Source organism: Aquiluna sp., from assembly GCF_965064355.1.
In genome coordinates, this window is record NZ_CBCHRQ010000033.1 from 1 (window position 1) to 12575 (window position 12575).

Sequence of the window (12575 nt, forward strand, 5' to 3'; positions counted from 1 at the left end):
AATGATTTGACTACCAGCGACAACTTTTTGAAGTTGCCAACGCTGATACGAGTCTCAATCAACTTGGTGGCTTGGGTATTTCCAATTTTGTGGTTTAGCTCGGTAAACAAAAGTTGCGCTGCGGTAACCGCAGCCCTGGCGGATTTTGGCAGCAGTGGCAGTGACTGAGCGCTCACCTTTAGATCCTGGTTGATGTCCTCGACCAAGCGAAACTTAGTTTGCTCATCGAAGTTTGAGACATTCACGTTTGGGAAGTAGCTGCGTCCAAGACGTTTGAAGTCGGCGCTTAGGTCGCGAAGGAAGTTCACCTTTTGAAATGCTGAACCGAGCGCTCGAGCTCCTTTTACCAGACCAATCTTCTCCTCTTGGGAGTAACTGCGCCCGTGCACGAATGCAGCCAAGCACATCAGCCCAACGACTTCCGCGGAGCCATAGACGTAAGTGTCAAAGGTTTCTTGGGTGTGTTCTGTCTCGGTTAGGTCTTGACGCATCGAGTAGAAAAATGGCTCAACGATGTCTTTGCTGATGCCAACCTCGCGGGCCGTAACTGCGAAGGCGTGGATTATGAGATTGGTGCTAAATCCCAGTCGCATAGCGCGATAGGTTTCCTGCTCAAATGCATTGAGTTCTGCTTCGGGACTCAATTCCGGTGCACTTAGCGCTGCCTCTGCGGCAGAGCCATCAACAATCTCATCGGCAACGCGCACCAGGGCGTAAATGTTCTCGACGTGGTGCCTTACATCTTTAGATAGCAACCTGGTTGCCATGCCAAAGGAGGTCGAGTAGCTGTAAATGACCTCTTTGCTGGCGCGATGCGCTGCCTGCGAGTACAGGACAAGCCCAGTCGGGATCTTTGTCGTATCTTGGCTTTCCACACTTCTAGGCTACTAGCAGTTGTAGGTAGGATTGAACAATGCCTAGCTCGATGAAACCACGCTCCTTTGCTGTTACCGATGGCCTAGAGAGAACCGCTGCCCGCGGCATGCTCCGCGCGGTCGGAATGGGAGATGAAGACTGGGAGAAGCCACAGATTGGCGTTGCCTCGTCTTGGAACGAAGTCACCCCCTGCAACCTCTCGCTTGATCGACTAGCTGATGCCGCCAAGATGGGCGTCCACGCTGCCAAGGGTTACCCGCTGGAATTTGGAACCATATCGGTCTCTGACGGTATTTCCATGGGCCACGAGGGCATGCACTTTTCTCTGGTTTCCCGCGAGGTAATTGCGGACTCGGTGGAGACTGTTATGCAGGCAGAGCGCCTTGACGGATCTGTTTTGTTGGCCGGTTGCGACAAGTCACTGCCGGGCATGATGATGGCGGCTGCTCGTTTGGACCTAGCTTCAGTATTTCTATACGCGGGTTCCATTGCACCTGGTTGGGTAAAACTTTCTGACGGTACTGAGAAGCAGGTAACGATCATCGACGCCTTCGAGGCGGTTGGTGCCTGCAAAGCCGGCAAGATGAGCCTTGAGGACGTTGACCGCATTGAGCGAGCAATCTGCCCTGGTGAAGGCGCTTGTGGCGGTATGTACACCGCTAACACCATGGCTTCCATTGGTGAGGCCCTAGGCCTAAGCCTTCCTGGTTCTGCCTCCCCACCATCTGCCGACCGTCGTCGCGACGCTTGGGCACACCGCTCGGGTGAGGCCGTGGTGAACTTGATTGCCAAGGGCATTACCGCTCGCATGATCTTGACCAAGAAAGCCTTTGAGAACGCAATTGCAGTGCTTATGGCTTTTGGTGGTTCCACCAACGCCGTGCTTCACCTGCTTGCAATCGCCCGCGAGGCTGAAGTAGATCTGCAGCTTGCAGACTTCAACCGCATCGCTGACAAGGTTCCACACCTTGGAGACCTAAAGCCTTTTGGTCAGTATGTAATGAACGATGTTGACCGCGTTGGCGGAGTGCCGGTAGTGATGAAGGCACTTCTGGACGCTGGACTTATCCATGGTGACTGTCTAACCGTTACTGGCAAGACCGTTGCCGAGAACCTTGCGGATATCAACCCACCTGACCCAGACGGCAAGATCATTCGTGCCATGGACAATCCCATTCACAAAGACGGCGGCATTGCGATTCTGCACGGCAGTATCGCTCCAGATGGCGCAGTTGTGAAGACCGCTGGCTTTGACCTGGCCTTCTTTGAAGGCCCAGCGCGCGTGTTTGAGCGTGAGGGGGCAGCTATGGAGGCACTATCTCGCGGTGATATCACCTCCGGCGACGTAGTGGTTATTCGCTACGAGGGCCCTAAGGGCGGCCCGGGTATGCGCGAGATGCTTGCTATTACCGGTGCTATTAAGGGTGCCGGTTTAGGTAAAGATGTCCTACTATTGACGGACGGAAGATTCTCGGGCGGCACAACCGGCCTATGTATCGGACACATTGCACCAGAGGCCACCGACGGTGGACCTATTTCCCTGGTGCGTGATGGAGACCTGATTCGGGTTGACATCAAAGCTCGTTCGCTTGACTTACTGGTCGACGATGAAGAGTTGGCTCGCCGTAAGACTGACTGGCAGCCGCTGCCACCGCGTTACACCCGCGGTGTTCTCGCTAAGTACTCCAAGCTCGTGCACTCCGCCGCAGAAGGCGCCTACTGCGGTTAGTTGCACACCACGAACGAAGAAGGTCCAATGTCTAAGGAAATGCTCACCGGAGCACAGGCAATCATCCGCTCGCTTGAGATGTTGGGGATTGACACTATCTTCGGTCTGCCAGGTGGAGCGATTCTCCCCACCTACGACCCATTGATGGACAGCAAAAAGATTCGTCACATTTTGGTGCGCCACGAGCAAGGTGCCGGTCACGCTGCCGAAGGCTACGCAGCCGCCAGCGGAAAGCTCGGAGTCTGCATCGCCACCAGCGGACCGGGAGCTACCAACCTGGTTACCCCGATCATGGACGCCATGATGGACTCTGTCCCACTACTTGCAATCACCGGGCAGGTGAACTCTCACGCGATTGGAACTGACGCTTTCCAAGAGGCGGACATCGTTGGTATCACGATGCCTATTACTAAGCACAGCTTCTTGGTCACCGATGCATCTGAAATCCCAGCGACCATTGCGGCAGCCTATGAACTTGCAACCACCGGTCGTCCGGGTCCGGTTTTGGTAGACGTTGCTAAGGATGCTCAGAATAAGAAGTTTGAATTCTCTTGGCCACCAAAAGTTGAGATTCCCGGCTACAAGCCGGTTACCGACCCACACGGCAAGCAGGTCCAGGCCGCAGCCGAAATGATTCTTGCCTCCCACAAGCCAATCTTCTACGTCGGTGGCGGTGTAATTCGTGCCGAAGCGCACGTCGAGCTTGCTCGACTAGTTGAGCTGGTTGGCGCGCCGGTTACCACCACCTTGATGGCACGCGGTGCTTTCCCAGATTCACACCCAAACCACCTTGGTATGCCGGGTATGCACGGAACCGTTCCTGCGGTGACCGCGTTGCAAAAGGCAGATCTGCTAATCACCCTGGGTGCTCGTTTTGATGACCGAGTTACCGGAGATGTAAAGAGCTTCGCTCCGGGCGCCAAGGTCATCCACGTTGATATCGACCCTGCAGAAATCGGCAAGATTCGCCACGCAGATGTTCCAATTGTTGGCGATGCCAAGGTTGTAATCGCAATGCTTACCGCAGAGCTTGAGAAGCAGCTAGCCGGCAAGAAGCCAGACTTTGCTTCCTGGTGGCAGTTCCTGAACGGTCTCAAAGAGCGCTACCCACTTGGCTACGTTGATACTGACGACGGCAAGCTGTCACCTCAGCTAGTTATCAAGCGCATCGGCGAACTTTCTGGCCCAGAGGCGACCTTCTGTGCCGGAGTTGGTCAGCACCAGATGTGGGCAGCTCAGTTCATCAAGTACGAGCGTCCAAACTCCTGGTTGAACTCGGGTGGCGCGGGAACTATGGGTTACTCGGTGCCGGCAGCTATGGGTGCAAAGGTTGCCGAGCCAGATCGTTTAGTTTGGGCAATCGACGGCGATGGCTGTTTCCAGATGACCAACCAGGAACTAGCCACCTGTGCGATCAACAACATCCCAATCAAGGTTGCAATTATCAACAACTCTTCTTTGGGTATGGTGCGCCAGTGGCAGACCCTGTTCTATGACAAGCGCTACTCGAACACCGATCTTCACACCGGCACTGACACCGTTATGATTCCGGACTTTGTCAAGCTTGCCGAAGCATACGGCTGCCTAGCGATTCGCGTTGAGAAGGAAGACGAGATCGATGCCGCCATCAAGCTGGCAATCGAGACCAACGATCGACCGGTTGTCATCGACTTCATCGTTGGACGAGATGCCATGGTTTGGCCAATGGTTCCAGCAGGTGTTTCCAACGATGCGGTGCAGTATGCCCGTGACGCCGCTCCGATTTGGGAAGGGGACGAGTAGAAATGTCTCAGCACGTACTCTCACTTTTGGTTGAAGATAAGCCTGGTATTTTGACTCGCGTGGCCGCACTTTTTGCTCGCCGTGGCTTCAACATCGAATCACTTGCGGTGGGAACCACCGAGGTCGAGGGCCTATCTCGCATTACCGCAGTGGTAAGCCTTGATGGTCAGCCACTTGAGCAGGTAACTAAGCAGCTCAATAAGTTGATCAACGTTTTGAAAGTTGTTGAGTTGGAGCAGGATGCTTCGATCGCTCGCGATCACATGCTGATAAAGGTAAAAACCGATGCGGCAACTCGCTCACAGGTGCTAGAAGCCGTTACGCTATTCAGAGCCCGAGTCATCGATGTTGTAAGCGACTCGGTTGTAATCGAAGTCACCGGCGACTCGGCAAAGTGCAAGGCGTTCCTAAAGGTGCTCGAGCCATTCGGCATCAAAGAACTAGTTCAATCTGGAGCAATCGCGATTTCGCGTGGCTCTAAGTCCATGAGCGAAAAAGTACTTCGCTAAACAAATAGTTTTCCTATCAACCATCAGAGAAAGAAATAAAGTGGCAGAAATCTTCTACGACAAAGATGCAGACCTAAGCATCGTCCAGGGCCGCAAGGTCGCCGTGTTGGGCTTTGGCTCGCAGGGTCACGCTCACGCACTGAACCTAAAGGACTCCGGCGTAGACGTCGTAGTTGGACTTCCAGAAGGATCCAAGTCTCGTGCCAAGGCATCCGAGCAGGGCCTAAAGGTTCTAACCCCTGGAGATGCAGTCAAGTGGGCCAACGTAATCGTGGTGCTTGCTCCGGACCCTAAGCAGCGCGACCTTTACACCAATGACATCGCTCCTAACCTGCAGGCAGGAGACGCAATCGTCTTCGGTCACGGTTTTGCGATCCGCTTTGGTTACATCACCCCACCAAGCGACGTAGACGTCTTCCTAGTGGCACCAAAGGGCCCAGGACACACAGTTCGTCGCGAGTATGTCGCAGGCAAGGGTGTTCCAAACCTAATCGCCGTCGAGCAGGACTCAACCGGTCACGCATTTGAGCTAGGTCTGTCCTACTCCAAGGCAATCGGTGGTACCCGTGCCGGAACCATCAAGACCACCTTCACCGAGGAGACCGAGACCGACCTATTCGGTGAGCAGGCAGTTCTTTGTGGTGGCGCATCTCAGCTAGTTATGTATGGCTTTGAGACCCTAACCGAGGCTGGCTACCAGCCAGAGATCGCTTACTTCGAGGTGCTACACGAGCTAAAGCTCATTGTTGACCTGATGTATGAGGGTGGCATTGCAAAGCAGCGTTGGAGCGTATCCGACACCGCTGAGTACGGTGACTATGTTTCCGGCCCACGCGTTATCGGACCAGAAGTCAAGGCTCGCATGAAGGATGTGCTAGCTGACGTCCAGTCCGGTGCATTCGCCAAGCGTTTCATCGATGACCAGGATGCCGGAGCTCCAGAGTTCAAGGCACTGCGCGCGAAGGGTGAGGCTCACCCAATCGAGGCCACCGGCCGCGAACTACGCAAGCTGTTCAGCTGGATCAAGACTGACGACGACTACCAAGAAGGCAGCGCCGCCCGCTAAATATCAATCAAAAACCCCCGAGGAATCGGGGGTTTTTGGCTATTCTGGGTCAATGCCTAAATCCAGCTTCTTCGGCTAGACTTTAGACATTCCCATCGCTGTCGATAACGACGTTAGGTTTGCCATTGTCTAAGCCAGTTGTTCTAATTGCCGAAGAGCTTTCGCCTGCCACAGTTGAAGCCCTTGGTCCTGATTTTGAGATTCGCCACGTAGATGGTGCGAATCGCTCAAAGCTGCTTCCGGCACTTGCCGATGCGAATGCCGTATTGATTCGCTCTGCCACCAAAATGGACGAAGAGGCTATTGCCGCCGCTCCAAAGCTTAAGGTCATCGCCCGCGCTGGAGTGGGTCTAGACAACGTCGACATCAAGGCATCAACTAATGCTGGCGTAATGGTTGTGAACGCACCAACCTCCAACGTGATCTCCGCTGCCGAGCTGGCGATTACCCAGCTAATGGCGCTATCTCGCCACATCCCAGATGCCAACGCATCGCTAAAAAACGGTGAGTGGAAGCGCGCAAAGTACACCGGTGTCGAGCTCTATGAGAAGACCATCGGAATCATTGGCCTAGGGCGCATCGGAACCTTGGTGGCGCAGCGTCTGGCTGGCTTTGGTGTGACGCTGATTGGCTATGACCCTTATGTGACCCAGGCTCGTGCTGAGCAAATCGGCGTTGAGCTGGTGGACATGGATCAGATGATGAAGCGTGCTGACTTCATAACCATCCACATTCCTAAGACTCCTGAGACCACCGGCATGATCTCAACAGACCAGTTCGCGATTGCTAAGTCAAACCTTCGCATCGTGAACTGCTCGCGCGGTGGAATCATCGACGAGGCTGCGCTCTACGCAGCTCTAAAGACCAACCGCATCGCAGGTGCTGGTTTGGACGTATTCGTAAACGAGCCTCCAAAGGATTCACCACTTCTAACTTTGGAAAACATCTTGGTTACCCCACACCTTGGCGCATCAACCGATGAGGCCCAGGAAAAGGCCGGTATCTCGGTTGCTCGTTCGGTACGCCTTGCACTCGCTGGCGACCTCGTGCCAGACGCGGTGAATGTCGCCGGTGGTGTTATCGATGCATCCGTGAAGCCAGGAATTCCACTAGCCGAGAAACTTGGCCAGATTGTGGCCGGTCTTGCTCACACCTCGATCGTTTCGGTTGAGTTTGAAGCCAGGGGAGAGATCGCGGCTCACGATGTCACCGTCTTGAAGTTGGCGGCGCTAAAGGGATTGTTCCAGACCATGGTTACCGAGCAGGTTTCCTACGTGAATGCTCCGCTAATGGCAGAGCAGCGCGGGGTTGAGGTTCGTCTAACTCAGGCAACCGAGAGCGATGAATATCGCAATGTCACAACCTTGAAGGCTGTGCTTTCAGATGGCTCGGTAGTTTCTGCTGGCGGCACAGTTATTGGACCTAAGCACCACCAGAAGGTTGTCTCGATCAACGGTTACGACGTTGAGCTTTCAATGGCTGACCACATGGTTGTCATGGTCTACCAAGACCGTCCGGGCATCGTGGCCGTTTACGGCAAGGCATTTGCCGAGGCATCGGTAAACATCGCTGCAATGACCATCGCCCGTCAGCAAAAAGGCGGCAAGGCACTCAGCGTAATTACCGTTGACTCCCCAGTCGCCCATGAGATTTTGGAGAAGCTCCGCACTGAGATCAAGGCCGATGTTATGCAGGCAATCTCGATTTCTGAGGCTTACTAAGCCTTAGATCCGACTTTTTTAGAGGCTAGGGTCTAGCGAAACTTCTTTGCCAGCAGAAATCCAGCTGCCAGTGCCGCCGGCAACCGAAACGACATCAAAACCCTGAGCCTCAAGGTATTCGGCAGCCCTCATACTGCGAACCCCACCCTGGCAGATAATCCAAATAGTCTCGTCCTGAGGCAACAGTTCGGTGTTCTCCGGGACGGTGCTGAGTGGAATGTGGTGGGCCTGAGGGACGTGGCCGGCCTCGAATTCGTGGTCTTCTCTCACATCAACAACAAATGCACCCTGTGCGATTGCGCCTTCTAGTTCGTCGATAGTTACTTCATTAGCCATTTGTCATCCCTTTCATAAATCTGGCTTCAAGCCAGAAAGACTTGCTCTAGTTTGCCATGTCTGAGCAGGGGTTAGCCCTGTGAGCATGGGCAAAAGGCAATAAGGTTGTTCTAAACAATCTGTGAGGCCTAGTTTTGAAATCCATCAATCTTGCTGTGGTAGCCGGTGACGGCATCGGTCCTGAGGTCACCTCTGTCGGCATTGCCGCCTTGGAGAAGGCTCTTGGCGGAGTAGAACTCGACATCAAAAGCTATGACCTGGGTTCTGATCGCTACCTTGCAACCGGCGAGGCACTTACAGAAAACGACCTTGAGCAGTTGGCCAAGCACGATGCGATTCTGCTTGGAGCAATTGGAGACCCGAGGGTTCCATCAGGAGTTTTGGAGCGCGGGCTTTTGCTGAAGCTTCGCTTTGCTTTTGACCACCACATCAACCTTCGCCCATCGAAACTCTTTGATGGAGTGGTCTCACCGCTTTCAAATGCCAAGAACATCGATTTTGTGGTTGTTCGCGAAGGCACCGAAGGTCCATACGTTGGAAATGGCGGAGCTATCCGCCAGGGCACCGACCAAGAGGTCGCCAACGAGGTTTCAGTAAACACCGCTTTTGGTGTTCGCAGAGCAGTGGAATACGCCTTCAACCTGGCATCGAACCGTGAGCGCAAGCACGTCACCCTGGTTCACAAAACCAACGTCCTCGTGCACGCCGGCAAGATTTGGCTACGCATGGTTGAAGAGGTTTCTCTCAAGTATCCAAAGGTGACCCACGACTACATGCACATCGACGCTGCCACCATTCACATGGTTAGTTCCCCAGAGCGGTTCGATGTGATTGTGACCGACAACCTCTTTGGTGACATCATCACTGACCTTGCAGCCGCTATTTGCGGTGGCATTGGCTTGGCTGCTTCGGCTAACCTAAATCCAACTGGAGCTTTCCCATCCATGTTCGAACCCGTTCATGGCTCAGCTCCGGATATCGCGGGCAAAAATCTCGCTGATCCAACTGCAGCAATCCTTTCTGCAGCCCTTTTGGCCAGAACCCTCGGCTACACCGAGGCGGCAGTCAGGATCGAAAAAGCGGTAGCGCAAGACCTAGCTCACCGCGGGGATTCAAAGCGTTCGACCGATCAGGTTGCTCAAAGCATCCTGGAGCTTATATAGGTGACGATCATGGACTTCAAGGTAACCCGAAACCCAAACCCAACTCCAGTCAGTGAGCGCGATGCGATTCTCGCAAACCCGGTCTTTGGTGCAAAGCTCACCGACCACCAGGTTGTTGTGGTCTGGGAGAAGGACAAGGGTTGGCACTCCGCCGAGGTCATCCCTTACGGCCCAATCATGATGGATCCCTCGGCTGCCGTTTTGCACTATGGCCAGGAAATCTTCGAGGGCATAAAGGCATACCGCCACCAGGACGGCTCGATCTGGACATTTAGGCCTGAGGCCAATGCCAAGCGTCTTCAGCGCTCAGCTCACCGCATGGCACTGCCTGAGCTACCTACCGAGGTGTTTATTGAGTCACTCAGACAGCTAATCGCGGTAGATGGTGATTGGGTTCCAGCTCCTGAGGGCGAGAAGACCCTGTACTTCAGACCTTTTGAGATTGCTGCCGAGAACTTCTTGGGTGTCCGTGCAGCTCAGCGCGTGGAATACCGCGTTATCGCATCTCCGGTTGGTCCTTATTTCACCGGCGGACTAAAGCCGGTAGCGATTTGGATTGCACTGGATTCGGCTCGTGCTGGAAAGCACGGCACCGGTGAGGCAAAGACCGGTGGTAACTATGCGGCATCCTTGTTGGCTCAGTCCAAGGGCCTCGAAAACGGCTGCAGCCAGGTGATGTTCCTAGATGCCGAGAGCGCAACCTACATCGAAGAACTGGGTGGGATGAACCTGTTCTTTGTCTACAAAGACGGCCACGTTGTGACTCCTGCGCTGGATGGCACAATTTTGCGCGGCATCACCAGAGACTCTTTGGTCACACTGCTTCGCGATCGGGGCCTTGAGGTTCAAGAGCGCAAGGTGACTCTCGATGAGGTTCGCAATGGTGTCAAGGCAAACGACATCGTTGAAGTCTTTGCCTGTGGCACCGCGGCGGTGATTACCCCGGTTGGCATCTTCAAGTCAGAGCAAGAGGAAATCGTTATTGGCGGCAACGAGCCAGGAGAACTCACTGCTCAGATGAGAGCGGAGTTGACTGGAATTCAGTATGGAACTGTTCCAGATCGTCACAACTGGATGCATAAGCTGGCAGACTAAGCGAATGAGAATTGCAAGATTCAATCTCAACGGCGAGATTAGATTCGGTTCGGTGGTTGGAGAACAGGTCTCCCTGTTTGCGGGTAATCCATTTGAATCCAAGGAACTTTCTGGGCAAACTGTCGCCCTAGATCAGATTCAACTTTTGGCACCGGTTACCCCAAGCAAAATCATCTGCATCGGCATGAACTTCGCCGCTCACGCAGCTGAAATTTCGCAGGATGTGCCAGATGAGCCTCTTATGTTTTTCAAGCCGGTTAGCGCCATCATTGGCACGGGGGACACCATCGTGTTGCCACACCAATCTGACCAGGTTGAAGTAGAAGTTGAGCTTGCGGTCGTAATCGGTAAGCAGGCGAAGAACATCTCCAAGGGTGAAGTCATGAGCCACATCTTCGGCTACACCATTGGAAATGACATCACCGCTAGGGACATTCAGTTCTCCGACTTGCAGTGGGCAAGATCAAAGGGTTTTGATACCTTCTGCCCGCTAGGCCCATGGATTGAGACCGACTTCGACCCAAGGGGTAAGCGTTTAGATTCGCGGGTTCACGGTGAACTACGTCAGCACGCCAACACCAAAGACATGATCTTCGATGTGGAAACCCTCGTTTCGTATGTATCGGAAAACGTCACTCTTTTCCCTGGTGACGTCATTCTCACCGGCTCTCCAGCGGGAATCTCTCGAATGAATCACGGCGATTTGGTTGAGTGTGAGATTGAGGGTATTGGCGTTTTACGTAACCAAGTTGCCTAAGCTTGTCAGTTGTTATGACGCTAATTACCGCACCCACCACAATCGCCACCGGCTCAGAGATTCGAGTCCGCTTTTGCCCATCTCCAACCGGAACCCCACACGTTGGGTTGGTTAGAACCGCACTTTTCAACTGGGCATATGCCAGAAGAGTAGGCGGCACATTTGTTTTCCGCATCGAGGACACCGATGCAGCGCGTGACTCGGAAGAGAGCTACCACCAGATCATTGATGCCCTGCGCTGGTTGGGCATGGATTGGGACGAGGGGGTTGAGGTCGGTGGCCCGCACGAGCCATACCGACAGTCTCAGCGTACCGAGATCTACATGGATGTGATTGACAAGCTAAAAGAGTCTGGTCACGTTTACGAGTCTTTCCTCAGCGCCGAGGAAATCGAAGAGCGCAATAAGGCCAATGGCAGAGCGGTTCAGCTTGGCTATGACAATTCAGAACGCGAGCTATCTCAAGCCGACCGCGAGCGCTACCTGGCGGAGGGACGCCAGCCGGCACTTCGCCTAAGAGTTCCGGACCAAGACATTACATTTGACGACCTAGTGCGCGGCGAGATTACTTTCCCAGCTGGATCTTTCCCTGACTTCGTGGTGGTTCGACCAGGCGGTCAACCGCTCTACACACTGGTGAACCCGGTAGATGACGCTTTGATGGGCATCACTCACGTGCTGCGAGGTGAAGACTTGCTTTCCTCTACGCCACGTCAGATTGCGCTATACAACGCGATGTTTGAGGCGGGAATCACCAAGTTCATCCCACGCTTTGGCCACCTGCCATTTGTAATGGGCGAGGGAAACAAGAAGCTTTCTAAGCGAAACCCAGAGAGCAACCTCTTTTTGCACAAAGACCGTGGCTTTATCCCAGAGGGTCTTCTAAATTACCTATCGCTGTTGGGTTGGTCGATTGCCGCAGATCGCGACATCTTTACCCTCGACGAGCTTTGCGCAAACTTCGATGTGGCGAACGTGAACCCCAACCCGGCTCGCTTTGATCAGAAGAAGGCTGACTCCATCAACGCCTCTCACATTCGACTGCTTGAGCCAGCTGACTTCGAGGCAAGAATCCTGCCTTACCTTCAGTCCGCAGGGGTGCTACCTGCCGCTTGTAGCACCGAGCAGTTGGAGCTACTTCACAAGCTTTCGCCACTGGTCCAGGAGCGCATCACGGTCCTTTCTGAGGCAGCTGGCATGTTGGGCTTCATGTTCCAATCCGACGACCAGCTGCACTATGAGGCAGATGCTCTAGAGCAGCTTCCTGAGAATGCCAAGTTGATCATCCAGACCGCCGTTTCGGCACTTCGAGACCTCACGGATTTCACCACCGATGCGATTCAGGCCAAGCTCAGCGAGGCTTTGGTCGAGGGGTTAGGCGAGAAGCCAAGAAATGCTTTTGGTCCAATTCGAACCGCCTTCTCGGGGAGAAGGGTTACCCCACCGCTTTTCGAATGCATGGAGTTCTTAGGCAAGCAAAGAAGCATTTCTCGACTAGAGGCTTTCGCATCCGCGCACTAAGATAGAGCGTCGGGCTTAGGC

At 54.0% G+C, this 12575-nt stretch carries 11 protein-coding genes; 9 read left to right on the forward strand and 2 right to left on the reverse strand.

The window, feature by feature from the left end:
- Positions 1 to 875 (reverse strand): phytoene/squalene synthase family protein (locus tag AC128V_RS04235; protein WP_482763438.1); only part of this gene is annotated, 875 nt, incomplete at its 3' end.
- A gap of 38 nt (positions 876 to 913) precedes the next feature.
- Between AC128V_RS04235 and ilvD the strand changes: the two genes are divergently transcribed.
- The 5 genes from ilvD (at position 914) to serA (ending at position 7683) form a co-directional block, all read left to right on the forward strand.
- The gene (ilvD, locus tag AC128V_RS04240; RefSeq protein WP_482763439.1) at positions 914 to 2605 is read left to right on the forward strand and encodes a dihydroxy-acid dehydratase; all 1692 of its coding nucleotides are present in this window, start codon (positions 914 to 916) and stop codon (positions 2603 to 2605) included.
- 27 nt (positions 2606 to 2632) lie between these two features.
- Entirely contained in the window at positions 2633 to 4387 is a 1755-nt protein-coding gene (locus AC128V_RS04245; protein ID WP_482763440.1) for an acetolactate synthase large subunit, read from the forward strand.
- Positions 4388 to 4389: 2 nt separating this feature from the next.
- The gene (gene ilvN, locus AC128V_RS04250) at positions 4390 to 4896 is read left to right on the forward strand and encodes an acetolactate synthase small subunit (RefSeq protein ID WP_482763441.1); all 507 of its coding nucleotides are present in this window, start codon (positions 4390 to 4392) and stop codon (positions 4894 to 4896) included.
- Positions 4897 to 4936: 40 nt separating this feature from the next.
- Positions 4937 to 5962: a ketol-acid reductoisomerase gene (ilvC, locus tag AC128V_RS04255; protein WP_482763442.1), complete on the forward strand. Its 1026-nt coding sequence runs from the start codon at positions 4937 to 4939 to the stop codon at positions 5960 to 5962.
- Positions 5963 to 6087: 125 nt separating this feature from the next.
- Complete coding sequence (gene serA, locus AC128V_RS04260; RefSeq protein ID WP_482763443.1) at positions 6088 to 7683, forward strand: phosphoglycerate dehydrogenase; 1596 nt, start codon at positions 6088 to 6090, stop codon at positions 7681 to 7683.
- Between the two features lie 18 nt (positions 7684 to 7701).
- Here serA and AC128V_RS04265 read toward each other — a convergent pair whose 3' ends face one another.
- Complete coding sequence (locus AC128V_RS04265) at positions 7702 to 8019, reverse strand: rhodanese-like domain-containing protein (protein ID WP_482763444.1); 318 nt, start codon at positions 8017 to 8019, stop codon at positions 7702 to 7704.
- A 134-nt stretch (positions 8020 to 8153) separates the two neighbouring features.
- Here AC128V_RS04265 and AC128V_RS04270 point away from each other — a divergent pair, with 134 nt between their 5' ends.
- The 4 genes from AC128V_RS04270 to gltX are packed head-to-tail and all read left to right on the forward strand — an operon-like array spanning position 8154 to position 12554.
- On the forward strand, positions 8154 to 9182 hold the full coding sequence (locus tag AC128V_RS04270) for a 3-isopropylmalate dehydrogenase (RefSeq protein WP_482763445.1): 1029 nt from the start codon (positions 8154 to 8156) through the stop codon (positions 9180 to 9182).
- Between the two features lie 9 nt (positions 9183 to 9191).
- Positions 9192 to 10277 (forward strand): branched-chain amino acid aminotransferase, encoded by a 1086-nt coding sequence (locus AC128V_RS04275; protein WP_482763446.1) that lies wholly within the window; start codon positions 9192 to 9194, stop codon positions 10275 to 10277.
- 4 nt (positions 10278 to 10281) lie between these two features.
- Entirely contained in the window at positions 10282 to 11034 is a 753-nt protein-coding gene (locus AC128V_RS04280) for a fumarylacetoacetate hydrolase family protein (RefSeq protein WP_482763447.1), read from the forward strand.
- 14 nt (positions 11035 to 11048) lie between these two features.
- A complete protein-coding gene (gene gltX, locus AC128V_RS04285; protein WP_482763448.1) occupies positions 11049 to 12554 on the forward strand; it encodes a glutamate--tRNA ligase in 1506 nt (501 codons plus the stop codon).
- The last annotated feature ends 21 nt before the right edge of the window (positions 12555 to 12575 follow it).